Annotated in this window: 14 protein-coding genes and 2 pseudogenes; 7 read left to right on the top strand and 9 right to left on the bottom strand. The window is 70.0% G+C overall.

From position 1 onward, the window contains the following. Positions 1 to 43: 43 nt before the first annotated feature. From IG99_RS10180 to IG99_RS10160, 5 genes and pseudogenes are all read right to left on the bottom strand, one after another. Entirely contained in the window at positions 44 to 1690 is a 1647-nt protein-coding gene (locus IG99_RS10180; protein ID WP_037672014.1) for a glycoside hydrolase family 27 protein, read from the bottom strand. A 90-nt stretch (positions 1691 to 1780) separates the two neighbouring features. Beyond that, on the bottom strand, positions 1781 to 3190 hold the full coding sequence (locus IG99_RS10175) for a non-reducing end alpha-L-arabinofuranosidase family hydrolase (protein ID WP_037672013.1): 1410 nt from the start codon (positions 3188 to 3190) through the stop codon (positions 1781 to 1783). 168 nt (positions 3191 to 3358) lie between these two features. Then, positions 3359 to 3612, bottom strand: a pseudogene (locus tag IG99_RS10170) (beta-L-arabinofuranosidase domain-containing protein); the annotation flags it as partial. 467 nt (positions 3613 to 4079) lie between these two features. Beyond that, the gene (locus tag IG99_RS49540; protein WP_199815479.1) at positions 4080 to 4418 is read right to left on the bottom strand and encodes a hypothetical protein; all 339 of its coding nucleotides are present in this window, start codon (positions 4416 to 4418) and stop codon (positions 4080 to 4082) included. 16 nt (positions 4419 to 4434) lie between these two features. Then, a complete protein-coding gene (locus IG99_RS10160; protein ID WP_078947612.1) occupies positions 4435 to 5337 on the bottom strand; it encodes a flavin monoamine oxidase family protein in 903 nt (300 codons plus the stop codon). Positions 5338 to 5419: 82 nt separating this feature from the next. Between IG99_RS10160 and IG99_RS10155 the strand changes: the two genes are divergently transcribed. From IG99_RS10155 to IG99_RS10140, 4 genes are all read left to right on the top strand, one after another. Further along, positions 5420 to 7729, top strand: a complete 2310-nt coding sequence (locus tag IG99_RS10155) for a molybdopterin-dependent oxidoreductase (protein ID WP_037672011.1) — start codon at positions 5420 to 5422, stop codon at positions 7727 to 7729. 70 nt (positions 7730 to 7799) lie between these two features. Then, on the top strand, positions 7800 to 8351 hold the full coding sequence (locus tag IG99_RS10150; protein ID WP_037672009.1) for an EF-hand domain-containing protein: 552 nt from the start codon (positions 7800 to 7802) through the stop codon (positions 8349 to 8351). A gap of 890 nt (positions 8352 to 9241) precedes the next feature. Further along, positions 9242 to 9436: a ribbon-helix-helix protein, CopG family gene (locus tag IG99_RS10145; protein WP_037672007.1), complete on the top strand. Its 195-nt coding sequence runs from the start codon at positions 9242 to 9244 to the stop codon at positions 9434 to 9436. Next, on the top strand, positions 9433 to 9825 hold the full coding sequence (locus IG99_RS10140) for a type II toxin-antitoxin system death-on-curing family toxin (RefSeq protein ID WP_037672004.1): 393 nt from the start codon (positions 9433 to 9435) through the stop codon (positions 9823 to 9825). The genes IG99_RS10145 and IG99_RS10140 overlap by 4 nt, the downstream gene beginning before the upstream one ends. A gap of 251 nt (positions 9826 to 10076) precedes the next feature. Here the strand turns inward: IG99_RS10140 and IG99_RS10135 are convergent, their stop codons facing one another. After that, entirely contained in the window at positions 10077 to 10721 is a 645-nt protein-coding gene (locus IG99_RS10135) for a hypothetical protein (protein WP_158973167.1), read from the bottom strand. A gap of 337 nt (positions 10722 to 11058) precedes the next feature. Here IG99_RS10135 and hisC point away from each other — a divergent pair, with 337 nt between their 5' ends. Both hisC and IG99_RS10125 read left to right on the top strand, forming a co-directional pair. Beyond that, the gene (gene hisC / locus IG99_RS10130; protein ID WP_037672002.1) at positions 11059 to 12105 is read left to right on the top strand and encodes a histidinol-phosphate transaminase; all 1047 of its coding nucleotides are present in this window, start codon (positions 11059 to 11061) and stop codon (positions 12103 to 12105) included. A gap of 4 nt (positions 12106 to 12109) precedes the next feature. Then, positions 12110 to 13798 (top strand): aldehyde dehydrogenase family protein, encoded by a 1689-nt coding sequence (locus tag IG99_RS10125; protein WP_037672001.1) that lies wholly within the window; start codon positions 12110 to 12112, stop codon positions 13796 to 13798. Between the two features lie 55 nt (positions 13799 to 13853). On the opposite strand, the gene IG99_RS10120 is transcribed toward IG99_RS10125, so the two are convergent. Next, on the bottom strand, positions 13854 to 14354 hold the full coding sequence (locus IG99_RS10120; protein ID WP_037672000.1) for an Lrp/AsnC family transcriptional regulator: 501 nt from the start codon (positions 14352 to 14354) through the stop codon (positions 13854 to 13856). A 148-nt stretch (positions 14355 to 14502) separates the two neighbouring features. Here IG99_RS10120 and IG99_RS10115 point away from each other — a divergent pair. After that, positions 14503 to 14895, top strand: a pseudogene (locus IG99_RS10115) (3'-5' exonuclease); the annotation flags it as partial. Positions 14896 to 15010: 115 nt separating this feature from the next. Here IG99_RS10115 and IG99_RS10110 read toward each other — a convergent pair. Beyond that, a complete protein-coding gene (locus IG99_RS10110) occupies positions 15011 to 16216 on the bottom strand; it encodes an MFS transporter (RefSeq protein WP_051865125.1) in 1206 nt (401 codons plus the stop codon). Beyond that, positions 16213 to 18096 carry an FAD/NAD(P)-binding protein gene (locus IG99_RS51380; RefSeq protein WP_051865180.1) on the bottom strand — a complete coding sequence of 628 codons (1884 nt, stop codon included), beginning with the start codon at positions 18094 to 18096 and terminating at the stop codon, positions 16213 to 16215. The genes IG99_RS10110 and IG99_RS51380 overlap by 4 nt, the downstream gene beginning before the upstream one ends. Positions 18097 to 18251: the final 155 nt, after the last annotated feature.

Raw genomic sequence — 18251 nt, 5'->3', positions numbered from 1 at the left:
TCGTGGACCCGTCAAGCTGGCCTGCGCGATGACGGGTTACGGATTACGGGAGCGTGGTCCACTTCTGGTTGTCCTGGCCGTTGCAGGTCCACAGGACCAGCGGCGTGCCGTTGGCGGTGCCGGCCCCTTGGACGTCGAGGCACAGCCCGGCGTGGACGTTGCGGATCGACCCGTCGGCCTGCTTGGTCCACTTCTGGTTGTCCTGGCCGTTGCAGGGCCAGATGATGACCGGCGTGCCGTTGGTGGTGCCCTGGCCGGAGGCGTCCAGGCACTTGTCGCCGTAGACGCGGATCTCACCGCCCGCCCATGTGGTCCAGAGCTGGTTGGCGGCGGTGTGGCAGTCCCAGATCAGCGTCGCCGTCCCGGCCGCGGTGGAGGCGCGATCCACGTCCAGGCAGCGGCCCGACCCGCCACCGCGCAGGCGTGCGGTGGTGGCGGCCAGCGGGCTGCCGCCGGTCATCTCGTACACGGTGACACCGTGTGCCGGGACGCTCGCGGAGATCTGCCCGGAGGTGCTCGACGTGCCGCCGGTCCACAGGTCGGTGAGGGTGAACGACCCTCCGGTCAGGCCGACCTGGGCGGCCGTGGCCGTGATGGTCGCGGTGCTGCTCCCCCGGTTGAACAGGCCCACGGCGACCGAGCCGTCGGACAGGCGCTTGGCGAACACCTCGGTGTCGCCGTCGTCGCGCACCCGGCGACCGCCCGCGCCCAGCGAGTCCTGGTTCACCGCCAGCAGACGCGGGTTGCGCAGGATGGCGCTCACGTCGGAGGACATGGTGCGGATGTCGTTGCCCGCGATGAGAGGGGCGCCCATCAGCGCCCACAGCGCGAAGTGGGAACGGGACTCGGTCAGTGACAGACCGGGGCGGCCGACGACGAGCATGTCGGGGTCGTTCCAGTGTCCCGGGCCCGACTGAGCCGCCAGTGGCGCGGTGATGTCCAGGACGTTGCCGACGCCCATGGGGTAGCTGTTGGTGTTGCCGTTCTGCCAGATGTCGAGCAGGTCCTCGGTCGTCCGCCACAGGTCGGCGACCTGTCCCCAGTCGTAGGTGGCGCCGGTGGGGGAGTGGAAGCTGTTGGGGTTGATGCTGTAGACGATCGGACGGCCGGTGGCACGCAGGGCGTCGCGCATGGTCGTGAACTGCGCGACCTGCTCGCTGAGGGTGCCGCTGCCGGAGCACCAGTCGTACTTGAGGTAGTCCACGCCCCAGGAGGCGAACGCGGCGGCGTCCTGGGCCTCATGCCCCTTGCTGCCGGTGGAGCCGGGGTAGGTGCCCACGCCCTGGGCGCACGTTTTCTCGTTGGGCGCCTGGTAGATGCCGAACTTCAGGCCCTTGCTGTGGATGTAGTCCCCGAGCGCCTTCATGCCGCTGGGGAACTTGGTTGGATTGGACCGCAGGTTGCCCGCCGCGTCGCGCTGGGGGTCGAACCAGCAGTCGTCGACGACGACGTACTGGTAGCCCGCGGCCTTCATGCCCGAGGACACCATCGCGTCGGCGGCCTGGCGGACCTGCGCCTCGGTGATCCCGCATCCGAAGCTGTTCCAGCTGTTCCAGCCGAGCGGCGGGGTGAGCGCGGGGCTGCCCGGCGCGGCCTCGGCGGTCGTGCCGGCGGAGGCGGTGACACAGGCGCTGAGCGTCAGTGCGGTGGTCGTGAGAAGACGCAGGAGTCGTCCGTGCAGGGGGACCATGGGTGGGGGTTCCTTCCTGGCCCGCACAGCGGAAGCCGCTGTGCGGGCCTCGGGTACACGGTCACGAGTGTGTGATCGGATGTGCGCGGGTCAGCGCTTCAGGGTGAGCAGGCCCGGCCGGTACGGCAGGTTCACGTAGCTGGTGCCCGGCGGGACGTTGGGGGACAGGCCCTGGTAGAGGAACTGCAGGTTGCAGGGGTCGATGGTCATGGTCTCGTCGGGGTTGTTGCGGACCAGGTCACCGTGGCTGATGCTGTTGGTCCAGGTGGCGCCGCTGTTGGCCTTGCCCGCGAAGGGGTTGCTCTCGGTGGCGGCCTGCGGGGTCCACGGGCCGTTCAGGCTGGCGGCCGTGAACGAACGGAAGAAGCGGTCCTCATTCACACCGCGAGCCTCGACGATCATGAGGTACTGGTTCTGGCCCTGGACCTTGTAGACCTCCGGCGCCTCGAACAGGTTCTTCTCCGTGTCGGTCATGACTGTCGTGTACGACGAGCCGAAGCTGCTCGGGAAGTTCCCGATCGGCATGGTCGACTTGAAGATGCCGCCCTTGTCATTGGCGAAGAAGAGGTACATGTTCTGGTCGTCGGCGATCAGGGTCGGGTCGATCGGGCCGCCTACGGGGAGGCTGCCGGTGAACAGCGGCTGCGCCGCGGACCAGCTGTTGGGGTTGGTGGGATCGCTCGACGTGCGGTAGACGAAGGGCCATTGGGTACCCCACCCGTTCGAGGCCAGCACCCAGATGTTCTTGCGCGCGAAGTAGAACAGTTTGGGCGCCACCGCCGACTGGCTCATCGCGGTCTGGCCGGCCGTGCCCATGTCCGACCAGTTCGTGAAGGGGCTGAAGCCCATCGAGTGCCAGTTGCCGTCGGAGTACGTCGCGTAGACCAGGTGCTTGCCGTTGTACGTCACGGTGGTGAAGTCCTTCAGCGAGGCCCACCCGTTCGCCGGCTGCGTCAACGCGTTGGTCGACGTCCACTGGTATGTCGACGGCAGAGCACACGAGTTGGACGCCCCGGACAGGCCGGACCACTTCTGGTTGGCGCTGCCGGTGCAGTTCCACAGCTGCACCGCCGTGCCGTTGGCCGTGGCGCCGCCGCTGACGTCCAGGCACAGCCCGGATTCCACGGCGACGACCGTGCCGTCGGGGTTCACCCGCCACTGCTGGTTCGTACCGCCGTTGCAGGACCAGATCACCGGCCGGGTCCCGGCCGTGGTGGCGTGGCCCGGGACGTCCAGGCACTTGTTTCCGAACACGGTCAGCTGGTTGTTGTCCGTCAGCGTCCACTGCTGGTTGGTCCCGCCGTGGCAGTCCCAGATCTGCAGGTTCGTGCCGTCGGTCTGGTTGGCGCCCGGCACATCGAGACACCGGCCGGAACCGGCGCCGCGCAAGGCGCCGCTGGTGGCCGCCTGAGCCGGGTGGGCAACGATCGTCGCCGCCGAAGCGACGAGGGTCGCGAGCGCCACGGACAGATGCCTGCGGCTGAAACCACGTCTGCGCATGGGGGTCTCATTCCTTGAGTGAGCGGTTCCGGTTGGCCCCGTCGGAGGCTGTCCGGACTGTCGATGCGCTACGACCCGACGTGTTCGTCATTTCGAACAATGGTCGAAGTGTCGCGCAAGGGAGTAGGGAGAGTGATCACAATCTGCTTCCGACGTGCGTCAGTTCCGCTGAGCCCACGCTGTGAGGCAGTGCCCTTGGGTGTGAGTGTGGAAGGGGAACGTCGGCGCGTCCCAACCGCCGTTCACGGTCGCGCCGTTGGTGGACAGGCGGTGTTGGCGCGGAAGTTGTGGAGCGGCCGGTCGACATCGACGAACCGCAGGTAGTTCCGCGTACGGTCCTGGTTGTCCAGCCGGCGGCTCGCGGTGAGCCGGACCTGGCCGAGCGCGAAGCACGGGTCGGGCGGTCGGGCGTGACGCGTCACGTGCTCATCCGTTGCGGTCTCGGTTCGATCGACCCTCTCGAGTGATACATGGGATGGATTAACGGATACGGACGTTGCTCCTGTCTAGTCTCGCGACACGGAAGACTTGGCTACTTGCGGGTTTTCGTCTGGCCCACGCCTCTGACCGTCGAGTCAGCCATGGGAGTACTGGGCCGACCAGGGCGCGCAGCACCGGCCACAACTGGAGGAGCAAATCCTGGTTCAGGTAGCGGGGCAGGTCGTCGCGCAGTCCCTCGTGCAGGACGGTGCGGTACAGGCCCATGCGCTGGCGAGGCTCGCTCACGTCATACGAGGTCATCCCCGGCCAGGCCATGTGCAGAGGCAGCTCTATGACCCCTTGGATCGGGCCGTGCAACTCCTCCAGCGACTCCGGCAGACGCCGGCGAGGAAGGGCTTCAGGTCGTCGGCACGTGGTTCGGGGATGTCGGGCAGCCGGGGCGGTGTGCTCAGTGGGTCGAGGCGCTCGACGGTGGCCGCTGTCCAGCTGACCCATGCTTCGGCGTCGGCTCTGGTCTGCCCCGGGTGCGTACGGCGCTCCCGTACTCGGTCAGTCGGGTGGCGTGGCGCCATGCCGCTTCCTGGGCTTCGAAGTGCCTGACGCGGTACGCCTCGGCGTAGCGGATGCGGGCTTCTTCCCGGGCGGCTTCCCAGGCTATGCGCTTCTGGCGTGCCGCTTCGATCTCGTCCTGGCGTCTGCGTTCAGCGGCTTCGCCGCGGAGCGTGACCTCTTGGGCGATCTCGGCGAGCTGCTCTTCGAGGGAGCGGCCGGGGGGTGTCTGGCGCAAACGTGGCCGGGGAGATCTACCGGCTTGCCGCGCGCAGGCCGTCAGATACGTCGTCGGAAGCCGCCGGAACAGCTCGCGCCGCACGTTCTCCTGCGGCGAGGGCGCCTTCGATGTGTCCGGCGTAGTCGGTGGCCGTCTCGGTGGACGCCCAGTGCAGTCGGCCGTCCAGTGCCGGGCGCTGGTAGAGGGGGTGGCCGAAGAGGGAGTAGTCGGCCAGGTGTTGCACCGTGGACGGGGACGTCCACCGCTCGCCGCTCCAGTTCTGCACGTGGACGGCGGTGGGCGTGGCGGCAGGCGGGCCGAAGAGCCTGGTAGCTGGGTGGTGACGGCCTGCTCGAAGTCGGGCCGTACGGTGCGGGCGTGCGCGAACCCGAAGAGTGCGGCGGGCTCGCCGCCGGGCCCGGACACGTCGTGGATCTCCTGCAGCGGGCCGGTCCTGCTGAACGCCGCGCCGGCCAGCCCCTCCTCGCGCCAGAAGGCGGTGGGGGTAGCGGGCGACGACCTTGGCGACGGCGCCCATCCAGACGGGGGTGGACTGGGCGAGGCGTACGAGGTCGGCGGGGAGCGCGTCGCCGAAGTCGATCCGTTCCATAGCCAGGGCCGGGGGGAGGGCGAGGACGACATGCTCGGCGTACAGGGTTCCGGCCGGGGTGGACAGGGTGAGGCCGCCGGTCCGGCGGTCCGGGTGGATGGCGGGGACGGGCGTGTCCAGCCGCAGGGCGCCGGTGGGCAGCTCGGCGGCGAGGGCGGAGGCGATGCTCTGCGCCCCGGCGGCGAAGCGGCGGGAGGGGGCGTCGATCAGGTTGCCGGCGAGACGGCGGATTCGCCGCAGTTCATCATGGACGCGGGGGAGAGACAGACGGCCACTGTGCGGCTGTCGGCGGTCGCGCCCACCGACGGGGGTTGGGCAGGAGGTCATGGGGGGAAGTCTCCGTCCCGCGGGCCGTCGACTGACCGTTGTCCGAGAGCAGCGGAAACTTCAGGGATGGAGTTGATGCACGGTGGAACGACGCATGTCGGTTGCGACGCACTGGGGCAGTTATATCGCGGTGGTCGATTCCGGCCGGTTGGTGCGCATTGAGCCGAAGGGCGATGACCCCACGCCGTCACCTATCGGCCCCGGAATGGTGGCAGCCGCCGACGACAGCGCTCGCGTGCTGCGCCCCGCAGTGCGCAAGGGCTGGCTGAACGGCCTGCCACGCGTCCACGACACGGCCAGAGGCGCGGACGCCTTCGTGGAGGTGAGCTGGGACGACGCGATCACGCTGGTGAGCGATGAGCTGCGTCGAGTTCGTTCACAGCACGGAGACAGCGCGGTGTTCGGCGGATCTTACGGCTGGGCGAGTGCGGGCGGCTTCCACAACGCGCAGGGTCAACTCCATCGGTTCCTGGCGTTAGGCGGGGGATACACCGACTCTCGCAACACGTACAGCACCGCGGCGTTGGAGGTCATCCTCCCCCATGTGATCGGCGGGCATCCGTGGAGCTACCAGTCCCGGATGCCGATGTGGGACGAGATCGCCGAGAACTGTGAGTTCGTGGTGGCGTTCGGGGGGCTGGCCCTCAAGAACAGTCAGATCAACCCTGGTGGGCTGGCCAGGCACCAGACGCAGAACCTGCAGCGCCAGTGCCGTGAGGCCGGGGTGCGGTTCGTGAACGTCAGCCCCATCCGCAGCGATGCCGCCGGCTTCCTCGATGCCGAGTGGCTGCCCGTCATCCCCAATACCGACACCGCCGCGATGCTCGGCATCGCACACACGATGCTGGTCAACGGGTGGCACGATGAGGACTTCCTGCGTCGGTGCTGCGTAGGGTTTGACCGCTTCGCCTCCTACTTGGTCGGCGAGCTCGATGGCGTCCCCAAGGATGCTGCCTGGGCAGCGAGGATCACGGGCATCAGTGGCGACGCGATCACCGACCTCGCTCGCCGCCTCACCACGCAGCGTTCTCTCATCATGGTCAACTACGCGGTGCAGCGGGCAGACCACGGCGAACAGCCGATCTGGATGTCCGTCGTGCTGGCCGCCATGGCAGGCTCGATGGGCCGGTCCGGCTGCGGCTGGGGCGCGGGTTACGCGACGATGGACGCGACCGGCGTTGCCCGAGGCCGCCCCTTCGTGGCGGCGATCCCCGGGGTGCCCAACCCCGTTCCGGATTTCATCCCCGTCGCAAGGATCGCCGACACCCTGCTGCATCCGGGTAAGACCATCGACTACGACGGTCAGCGCCTCACGCTGCCCGAGCTTCGCCTGATCTACTGGTGCGGAGGGAACCCGTTCCACCACCACCAGGATCTCCATCGGCTGACCCGAGCCTGGCAGGCTCCTGACACGGTGGTGGTTCACGAAGCCTGGTGGAACACCACGGCCAAGTTCGCGGACATCGTCCTTCCCGTCGCCACCAGCTTCGAGCGCGACGACTTCGCCGCCGGATTCTCGGATCCCCACCTGGTCGCGATGCCGAAAGTCCGCGAGCCGGCGGGCGAGTCGCGCACCGACCACCACATCTTCACCGCCTTGGCCTCCCGGCTCGGATACGAGCAGGAGTTCACGGAGTCGCGCTCCGAGATCGAGTGGGTCCGACACCTTTACGAGCAGACGAAAGCCAAACTCGACGACGATGCCGCCTTGCCGGGCTTCGACGACTTCTGGCGAAGCTCCGCCGCCGAACTGCCTGCGTCGACGGGACCGTTTCCCGGCTGTTTCGAGGCGCTCCGTTCAGATCCGCAGCGGTTCCCCCTACAGACGCCGTCAGGCCGGATCGAGATCTTCTCCGGGGAGATCGACTCGTTCGGCTACGACGACTGCGCCGGGCATCCGACGTGGTTCGAACCAGCCGAGTGGCTTCGTGGCGATCTATCAGACCGATTCCCGCTGCATCTGATCTCGAATCAGCCCGCTTCACGCCTGCACAGCCAGTACGACAACGGTGGCCACAGCCTCGATTCGAAGATCCGTGGCCGTGAGCCCGTGACGATCAACCCGTTGGACGCCGCGTCACGCGGCATCGAGAACGGCACGATCGTTCGCGTCTACAACGACCGAGGCAGCTGCCTCGCGGGCGCAGTCCTGTCGGACGACGTCATGCCAGGCGTCGTACAACTGTCCACCGGAGCGTGGTGGGATCCAGTGCAGCCGGGGCTGAGCGGAACACTGGACCGCCACGGCAATCCGAACGTTCTCACAGCGGACCGGCCGTGCTCGCGCCTGTCCCAAGGACCGAGTGCTCTCAGTGCGCTGGTCGACGTCGAGCTCTACGGTGGCCCTCTTCCCGATCTGTTCGCCTTTGCACCACCGAAACTCGAACAGTGACCCGAATGTCGAAAAATCGTCCGCTCGCCCGTTTTGCGCTCACGTAACGGAATGAATACTGTGCGCAATCGTGACTGCACTACAAAACCTCAAGTACGCCCAGTGGTTCAGGGGCGCCGACGTCGACGGCGACGGGTTCATCACCCAGCGGGACGTCCGAATGATGAGCGAGCGTTACATTGCCGTCCGCGGCACCGCGCCGGACTCCGCGCCCGCCCACCTGCTCACCGAGAGGATGGACGGGTTCTGGAGGAACGTGATCGCCCCGATGGACCAGGACGGTGACGGGAAGGTCGATCTGCGGGAGATGACCGAAGGGTTCAGGCGCGTCCTGACCGACCCCGCCTTGTACCCGCAACAGGTCGAGCCGGTGACCGATTGCTTCTTCGACCTCGTCGACCTCAACGGAGACGGCAAGATCGACCAGGCGGAGTTCCAGCAGATGTTCGACGCGGTCGCCGGCGTTCCTGGCGAGGACTGCGCCGCGGTCTTCGCCGCTTTGGACCGGGACGGCTCCGGTGCACTGGACCGCGCCGAATTCCACCAGGCGGTCACGGAGTTCTTCTACGGCGACGACCCCGACGCTCCTGCCAACCACCTGTTCGGCAGGATCGTTGGCTGACGGCCCCAGATGCGGCCCGGGACCCGCACGCCCTGGCGTCCTGGGGCCGGCGCCACAGGTCGACAACGAGCACACCGTCTTAGACCAGGTCCTCTTCGGCCGGGACGTCGTCTTCCACTCTCAAACGTGCCCACCACGCGAGACGGTCCCAACTCGGCGGAGAGTTCGGTGCGCCGAACAGTGACTCCGCTCCCGCACTGCCGGCAGGCCGCTGATGCGCTCTACTTGGCCGGTCGGGCAGAGCGCTCAGTCGCAGGTCGCGGCAGAGGACGGTCTCGCTCTCAACGCCGGGCCAGCGGTCGCCGTAGAGCGCCGGGCCCGGAAAATCGAGCCGCCAGGCCGGACCCGGGGCGAGAAGCGCTGCACGCCGCGAAGACGAGCAGGGGTGGAGACGGTCGACGGGACCTTCACTGGATCGGCGACGTACTCCATCGCGGCCGGCGGGACCTCTTCCAGCAGATCAGGGAACCGGCCCTCCAGCTCGAAGGCACCTGGCGGAACGGGCCCAGGGCGCGAGAGCCCTTCGGCGTTCCGATCTCGCTCGCGCCGGTGGACGGCCGGCGACCGGGCGAGGACGGACCGCCGGCCGTGACGCTCGTTCGACGCTTTGGGCGCCCTCGAGCTGCACAGCGAGCCGAGAGAACGGCTCTGACCTGGGCTTTTCCGGGACCCGCTCAGACCGACAAATTTCCGATGCCGCATGATGTGGAGTGCGTCGCGATCCTGGAGCCCGCAGGGAAGCATGCCTGACCTGCGGTTTTGTTGTTCAGGTGGGTTGCTCGACCTGCTTCCCTCCGTGTAGCGGTCCGACCGGACGGATCGATCTTCGAGAGTGGCGACGCCTTGTGGGCCGACCGCGCACCTTGATACCTGACTGGTATCATCTCTGTATGGCGATGACACTCCGACTCCCCGACGACCTCGACGCGAAGCTCACCGAGCGGGCTCGCCGGGAGGGCCGCAGCAAGCAGGAACTTGCCATTGAGGCCATCCGTGACGCACAGAACCGGGCCGAGCTGAAGGTCGATGACGTCCTGGCCGAGCTCATGGACAGCGATGCGGAGATCCTGGACTACCTGAAGTGACGGACGTGCGCTACATCCAGATCGACGAGATCCTGGCCATCGCCCGCACGGTCAACGGTACCGAGCACAGCGTGCGTGACATGGGCCTTCTGGTGTCGGCGATCGAGCGACCCCGGACGAACGTGTTCGGAGCCGAGTTGTATCCCACGCTGCACGAGAAGGCTGCGGCGCTGCTGCACTCCGTCGCCCGCAATCACGCGCTGATCGACGGCAACAAGCGCACCGCCTGGCTCGCCATGCGTGTCTTCCTGCGGTTCAACGGTGTGAGCGCCAGTACCGCCCCGCCGGCCGTCTCCGTCGCCGGCCCGTTCGTGGAGGAAGTCGCGCAGGACGACATCGATGTACCGGTCATTGCCAAGCGCCTGTCGACCTGGTTCCCCGTGTCCTGACGTGCGACGACATGAGGTAGGGGTGAGGTTCCCCTCCCAGGGTGGAGCCGGTCATAGCAGGGGGTGTTGGGTGTCATGGCGGAAAGGCGTAGCCAAGTTCGCCCATGATGTCGGAGGCGACTGCGGCGAGTTTGATCCCGGTGGCGAAGTTCGCGGACTGGCGGCGGTGGCACGAGCGGGCAGGTTCTCGACCTGCCGGGCGCGTTGACCGGGTGGTCCCGGCGTGAACGGATCTCTCCGTGGAGTGCCGCTCACGGGTGGTCGCTGCCCCACCTGCCCCATGGGTTCGGTGTGGCGGGTGGGGTGGTCATGGGCTCTCCGTTCGCACGGCATGATTCCAGTTCCGACGGTGGGAGCAGTCGGTAGGCGCCGATCCGGTCGGTTCTGAACCTCACCTGCGCGGTGCCGGGAACCAGGTGGCCGATGTTCTTGGGCAGTTCGCCCTCGGTCAGGGGCACGCCCGCGTACACCGCCATCAGGACGCCGGTGCAGCCGCCGCGTTCCCCGGCGGACAGTCCCGCGGGGAAGCCGATGCTTCGGGCAGCGCCTCCGCCGGTGGCCAGCCGGATGCGCAGTTCGGGCCTCATGTCCGTCCCCGCTGCCGTGGCGGTGAGCTTCCAGAACTGGACCTGCACGGCGATCGGTTCGCACAGCGGGCCCCTGTTGTCCACGGCGCGCGGGCGTATCACGACAGCCGTGTCGTTGCCGGGCGCGGACTCGGGAAACGACACGGAGGGGCGCAGCCAGTGAGCCCGCTGCGGGGCCGTCCAGTCGCCGTTCGCGCGGCAGCCGTCGGCGTGCGCGCTGTCGGCGGTTCCCGAGCAGCCGGCGGTCAGCAGCGCGGCGGCCGCCGCCAGTGACATCAACGACCGGTGTGCGAGATGGGTCCTGGACATGGTCTCCCTCGGTCGGAGCGGGCGAGGCACGCAGACCTCGCGGGGGTGGGGAGCAGTCTTCGGGGGCCGTTGCGATGGGCCGGGGGCCGGAAAGGGGTATGTGGCCGATCTGTGATCAGTGGGCGCGGCCAGGGTCCGGCGGTGCCCCGGCAGTCCGTCTCGCGGGAGCGGTCCTGAGGGGAGCGCGGGCGGACTACTTGCCGGTACAGGTGGGATGGATCGGCTGTCTGTCGCCTGATTTCCCAATTGGTTGAACGTTTGTCATTCGTTGTCCACGCTTCTCCTGTCAAGTGCCCGGAGGCACGACTTCGGGCCACGCTGAAGAAGCGAGTCGAGCATGGTGCGTGTCCGTTCGTCCCTGGCGCGGCTGCCCGCCTACGTGCCGGGCCGCAAGGTCCCCGGTGCGGTCGCGCTGGCCGGCAACGAGTCCCCGTACGGGATGCTGCCGGGAGTGGTGGGAAGGCTCGGGGAACTGGCCGGTGGTGTGTCGAGGTATCCCGACATGAGCGCCGCCTGTCTCGTGGGAGCCCTGGCCGAGCATCACGGCGTCGATCCGGAGCGGATCGCGGTGGGCGCCGGTTCCTCGGAGGTCTGCGCACAGCTGCTGCACTCGGTCGTCCGCCCCGGCGACGAGGTCGTCTTCGGCTGGCGATCCTTCGAGGCGTATCCGATCCTCACGACGGTAGCGGGCGGCAGCGCGGTGCAGGTCCCGCTTCGCGAGCACGCGCTGGACCTCGACGCCATGGCCGAGCAGATCAACGGCCGGACCCGACTGGTCTTCGTCTGCAATCCCAACAACCCCACCTCCACCGCGGTCGGCGAGCGGGCGCTGCGCGACTTCGCGGCCCGGGTGCCGGACGACGTACTGATCGTCGTGGACGAGGCCTACCGCGAGTACGCCGATCCGGCGCTGGTCCCCGATGCGCTCGGCCTGCTCGGCGACCGGCCGAACGTGGTGGTGCTGCGGACCTTCTCCAAGGCGTACGGGCTGGCGGGCCTGAGGGTCGGCTACTGCGTGGCGCCGAAGGAGATCGCCGTCACGGTGCGTAAGACGCAGGTGCCGTTCAGTGTCAGCGCGCTCGCCCAGGAGGCCGCCGTCGTCGCTCTGGGGGAGCGCGCGGAGGTCGCCCGCCGCGCCGCGCTCACCGTCGCCGAGCGGGAGCGGGTGACGGAGCGGCTGCGTGCGCGCGGCTTCGACGTGCCCGACTCCCAGGCCAACTTCGTCTGGCTGCCGCTCGCCGGCGGCAGCGCGGACTTCGCCCTGCACTGCCTCAGCGGGAACGTGGTCGTCCGCCCGTTTCCCGGCGAAGGCGTCCGGGTGACGATCGGTCTGCCGGAGGAGAACGACGCCCTGCTCGCGCTCGCCGCGACCTGGAGAGGCTGAAGCCGTGCGCCCCGGTCCCTACGAGCGGCATCGCGAGCTGCTCCACCAGGCGGTGCGAGCCATCACGGCCGGTGAACGCTGTGCGCCCTTCACGGAGGCGACATGGCGCGGTGCCGCCGACGCGGGCATGCGGTCGCCCCGGACGGCGGCGAAGGTCTTCGGCTCCCTGCTGGGCCGCGCCTTCGACCTCGACCAGCCGGGTGAGCTCGGCCGGGTGGTCACCGAGTCCTCCCCGTACGGCACGGTCATGGGCATCGGCTACCCGCGCTGCGACCCGGCGGCCCTGGTGACGGCGTCGGGGCGGGCGACGGCCGAGTGGCGGGTCGCCGGACTCCACCACCGGGCGGGGCTGGCGGTGGAGATGCTCCGGCGGCTGAACACGCGCAGCCATGAGCTGGCCCTCGCCGTGCACCACACCACCGGTCAGCCGCTTCCGGCGGCGTTCCGGGCCGCCGGACCGAGCGCACAGGACCGGGCCCTGGAGGCGGTCGCCCAGGCTTTCGCCGAGTCGGAGCGCGTCCCTGCGGACCTGCGCTGGGAGCAGACCCGCCGTCGGGGGCAGCCGCTGCCGGTGTGCGGCACCAGCACCTTGGTTCCGCGCGGGGTGTCGCTTCTCATCGGTTGTCCCGACTACCCCCTCTGGAACGGATATCCGGGCCTGTTCACCAGCCTGGTGACCGGGAACCCCGTGATCGTCGCTCCGCATCCACGCTCCGTGCTGCCCCTGGCGATCACCGTGCGCATCGCCCGCGAAGTGCTGGCGGAGGCAGGCCACGCCCCGGACATCGTGACCCTTGCGGTGGCGGCACCCGGGGAGCGCCTGCACCAGCGGCTGGCCACGGACCCCGCGGTGCGGATCGTCGACTTCACCGGATCGGCGCGCTTCGCCGACTGGCTGGAGCGACATGCCCGCCAGGCCGCCGTGTTCGCGAACCGGACCGGGCTGAACACCGTGATCGTGGACTCCACCGACGACTACCGGGGACTGCTGCGCGGCCTCGCCCTCGCCCTGTGCCGGTGCAGCGGCACGGTCCGGACCACGCCGCAGAACATCCTGGTGCCGGCGTCGGGCTTCGACACCGACGAAGGCCCCAAGAGCCTGCGGGAGTTCGGCGCGGACCTCGCCGAGGCCGTGGACCGGCTGCTCGCCCATCCGGCGCGGGTGGCGAGACTGGTGGGCGCGCTCGCGGGCGAAGAAGTCCGGGCGGCGCTCGCGGAAGCCGGGCGATACGGCCCGGTGGTGCACGCGTCGCAGCCGCTGAGCCTTCCGGGCCACCCCGTCGTCGATGTGCGCAGCCCGCTCATCGTCCGGCTCGGGGCGCAGAGCGAGCGCGTCTACACCCGGGAGTGGCCGGGGCCGGTCGCGTTCCTGGTGGGCACCGAGTCGACCGCGCGCAGCCTCGCCCTGTTCCGCGGCACCGTCGGCCGCCACGGCGCGCTGTACGCCGCGGTGCACTCGGCCGATCCACTGGTGCTGGCGGCCGCCGAGACGGCGGCGCTCGACGCCGGGGTGCATCTGGTGCAGAACGTCGCCGACGACCTCCCCGCGGATCCGTCCTCGGCCGTCGCCGACCTCCCCGGCACCGGCGCCCACTTCGTCACCGGGCGGTTCCGGGTGCTGCGGTCCCGGCACGCGTCCGTGCCGGCCACGGCCCGGGACCGGAGGGCCGCCGGTGCGCTGCTCGACGTCTGACCGGAACGGCCGGTCGCATGCGGACCGAATCGGGGTCCGGGCGTCGGGCCCTTGGTCAGGCGGTCCAGTCGGCCCCCGGGCCCCGTACCTCGTCGAAGACCAGCCAGGTACGGGTCGAGCGCACCCCGGCGATCGCCTGGACGCGCTCCAGCACGATGTGGCGCAGCGTCTCGTTGTCCGGTGTCCGGACCAGCACCAGGACGTCGAAGTCGCCCCCGACCAGGGCGACGTGCTCGACGTACGGGATTTCGCGCAGCTCGCGCGAGATGTCGCGCCAGGCTTTCTGCTCGCTGGTCACCGTCACGTACGCGCTCGTGCCGAGGCCCGCACGCTTCGGGTTCAGGCGCGCGGTGAAGCCGCTGATGACCTCCTCTGCGACCAGCCTGCCGATCCGCGTGTAGGCGTTGGCGCGCGAGATGTGCACCTGCTCGGCCAGCGCGCGGACCGACACCCGGCCGTCTTCGAGGAGCCGGCTCAGGATTTGCCGGTCGATGTCGTCGAGCGGGACGGCAGTTCGTCCGGACGCGGGACCCGACCCTGAGTCCTTCTCAGACATTGTGCGCTCCCACGTGGTTCTTTCCGGCAGTTCGTCGCCGCTTCTTCCGCAGTGTTGAACACATATTCCGCAGGGGTGACCATTCCCTTGTCAAGTGTCCAGAGATAGCGAGCGCCCTCCATGTCCGTGAAGAGCCTCCGGGCACGACATCCGTCGTGAGGACATCGCGGTGTGTGTACCGACGAACGACATGCTCACCCAGGTGGCGAGTCGTCTGGCGAAGAAAGGCATCACGTCGACCGAGATCACGGCCGACGGTCCGCGGGACGACGAGGGCGTGCACATCGGCACGATGTACCGGTTCAAGGGGCTGGAATATCAGCGGATGGTCATCGCGGGCGTGCAACGGGGTCTGTTGCCCGGGGCCTCGGTGGAGGCGCTGCGCCGCACCGACCCGTCCCGGTACCAGGCGAAGTGCAAGCGGGCCCGGTCACTGCTCTTCGTCGCAGCGACACGGGCCAGGGACGCGCTCACGATCGTCTGGCACGGCGATCCCAGCCCTCTGCTGGGAAAGCTGTCGGTCACTGCCAGCGCGCGCTGAGGTACGGAAGGGGAGGGAACGACAGTTGTCGGGGGAGCCGGTGGACAGTGTGACTCATCCCGATGACGCATCACGTGCGCGCGGGCGGCGCCGGCCGGTCGTCTGCCGGGGGTGCTCAGCGCTGACCCCGTCGCGCCACCAGCGCGCATCCGGCAGCCCCCGCCCCAGCCGCGGTCAGCGCCCACCACCCTGCCGCCGGGGCCACTGTGAACAGTGCCCCGCACATGAGCGGCCCCGTTGCCGCGCCCAGCGACACCCCCATCTGGCTGTAAGCCGTGGCCCGCCCTTCCTGACCCGGATACGGCAGCCCGATCGCGTAGTGCAGCAGCCCTGCCCAGCCCCAGCCGCCGCCGTACGCGAGCAGGGCGCCCGTGGTGGTCAGCGCCGGGTGCGTCTGAGTGAGCAGTGCCGTCCCGCACGCGCCAGTCAGGAACAGGGCCGTCAGCGCGGGCCCGGTCGCCCCCGGGCGGCGTCCGATCAGCCAGCCCGCGCCCAGGCGGACCGCGATGTTGAGGGCGGCGCCACCCGTCGCGACCGTGCTCGCCACTGCCAGCGAGGTGCCCCGGGTGGTGAGGGACAGCAGCAGGAATCCGCCCAGGCCGTTGCCGACCATCGCTCCGAAGAACCCGGCGCAGCTCAGCGCCAGCAGGTAGCGGTCCCGGTGGAGGGGGGTGGCGCGCTGCCGCGCCGGCCCGTCGGCCCGGACGCCACGAAGCTCGGATTTCCACAGCAGCGGCACAGTCGCCGCCGCGCACAGTGCCGCTGTCAGCCCGAACACCGGCCGCCAGCCCGCCGGCTGGGCCAGCAGCGGCATCGACAGGCTGGCCAGCAGGGTCGCTGCCGGAACCGCCGCCTGCTTGAGGCCGAAGGCGAACGCCCGGGTACGGGGCGGGCAGCGGCGCATGAGCAGGGCGTTGGTGTGCGGCTGGGTGAAGCCGTACGCGAAACCGCCGAGCGCGGAACTCACCCACAGGCCCACCACCGGTGCCGCCGCCGCGCACCCCAGACCCAACGCGGTGCCGCCGAGTGCGACCGCCAGGACACGTTCGATCACCGGAGGCATGGCGGCGCGCTTGGTGAGGTACGCACCGGCCAGCGAGGCCAGCCAGTACACCGCGAGCACGGCGCCCATGCGTGTCGAACTCCAGCCGTACTCGGCGGAGATGAGACCGTTGGCCGCGCCCGGCAGGAACACCGGCAGTGAGGTCAGAACGGTGACGGCCGCCACGGTCAACGCGGTGGACAGGCCGCTGCCCTGTGACCCGTCGGTGGCGGGGCGGGGCGTGGAGCGCGCACGGGGCAGCGTGCCCGGCGCGTTCACCGGGCGCCCGCCGGGACGGCGGCGGTGGGCGGTCCTGAGACCGTGGGGAGCGTCACGCCCAGAGCGAGAACCGCTCGCGCGATGGCGTCCGCGTCTCCCAGCGTCACCGAGTCCACGCCGGGCCGTATGCCCGTCGCCGTCGCCCAGTGCACGCCTTCCGTCGGGACGCCCAGCGCGAAGCGGCCGGGGTAGGGGCACCCGCCCCCGTGCAGGACGCGGGCGGGCCTGCGGGTCACGGCGAGGGCGCCCGTCTCGTGGTGGCCGCCGTCCGGGTCGGGGATGCGGTACGGGAACGCCTGGCCCGTGTCGAGGAGGTGGCGCAGCAGCGGGTCGGATGTCGTGCGCACGTCCGTGTCCTGGATCCGCGCCTCGATGAGCGTGGTGACGGCCACGGGCCCGCCCGGGACCACCGCCGAGGACACCGCCCATCCCGTCGCCGTCGTGGTCACCCGCATGGCCGGGCCCAGCGGGGTGAGGATGCCCGCGCGGACCAGCGCGGCCATCTCCGCTATCCGGCGTCCGGGCGGGCCGATGGACAGGGAGGCGTTCAACGGCGTGTACCAGTCGGTGAGTTCGTCACGGTAGGAGGCGCCGGTGAGCCCCGCGTGATCGACGACCTGGCGAATCTCGTTGCGTAGGTCGCGCAGCGCGTCGAGAGCCGCCTTGACGGGTTCGTCCACGTTTCCACCGCGCGCCAGCGCGGCATCGCGTTCCAGGTGCGAGGTCAGCCATGCGGTGAACTCGGCTCGCCCGCGCAGGGCTTCGTCGGGGTACGGGGTGGTGAGCGAGTCCCAGTCCCAGCGGTCCCCGGCCGTGATGCCGTGCATGCCCAGCAGTCGCTGCTGGGCCGCTCCTCCGGCAGGCGCCGCCAGATAGCGGTGGAGGAACGCGGCGAAGGACTCCTCCGTGGCGCCGCGACGCCGTAACAGGGCCCTGTAGTAGACGAGTTCGACCTCACGGGCGATCAGCGGCCAGATGTCCCTGCGGAAGCGGACGCCCCCGTCGGCGGCGCGGGCCCGCAGCGTGTCGATGGTGCGCGGCGTGAGGAGCACGGGCCGGTGGCGCTCGCCCGGGCCCTTCTGGTTCTCGCCGCGCGCCTGGTACGGCAGCCCGCGCCGGGACCCCGCGTACAGGCGTGGCTCGCGACCGGAGGGCCGGTAGGTGAGCAGGCCGTCCGGCCGCTCCTCGAAGCGACCGCCGCGCCCGCGCGTGAACAGGGCCAGGTAGTCGAAGAACGCCAGCCCGAGGCCGCGCAACGCCACCGGTTCGCCCGGGGTGATCGCGCCGAGACCGGCGTCGGCGGGGTTGCCGGGCGGGACATGCCGCGGCCCGGGGCCCTGGCGCGCCCGGGCTCCGGGCACGTGCCCCTGCGCCAGGACCACCGCGTCCAGCCGTAAGCGAGTACCGCTCGCCAGCCGCAGCACGTCGTGGCCGGGCCCGGCGTCCAGGGCGGTGGCGGTGTCACGGTGCACGCGGACCGTCAGTCGGGCGGGCGCGGTGCGCACGACCCGTTGGAAGGCCCAGCGCAGATAGTGGCCGTACAGCGCGCGCGAGGGGTACGAGTCGGGTCGCAGCTCCCGCGCCTGTGAGAGGACGCCCGGCGGATGGTCGCCGGGGTCCGCGGCGAGCGACGCCGCCCACGCGTACAGATCGGGTCCGGGTACCACCGGGCCCGCACAGCTGACCCCGGCGTCGGTGAAGACCGTGATCTGCTCCGCCACCGTGTTCATCAGCAGGGACGCGGACTGGTCCGTGCGCCACACGCGGCCAGCACCCGCCGGTGAGGGATCGACGACGTGGACGGTCACCGCGCCGCGGGCGGGGTCCGCCGCCGCGTTGGCGCACAGGCGTTCCAGGACACTGAGTCCGCGCGGGCCCATTCCCACGATGCCGACCTTGAGCCGACCGTTCAACGGACGATCCCCCGCTTTCTGTTCCGCGCCGTGTCGCGCGGGTGCCGTGACATGAGACGCGGCCGGTACCGTCACCCGGCTACCGGACGGTGCCCGATCCTAAGCACCGTTCCAAAGCCTCG

The organism is Streptomyces griseus subsp. griseus (genome assembly GCF_000720255.1).
GTDB classification, from domain to species: Bacteria; Actinomycetota; Actinomycetes; order Streptomycetales; family Streptomycetaceae; genus Streptomyces; species Streptomyces griseus_I.
This window is presented reverse-complemented; position numbering and strand designations above follow the sequence as displayed.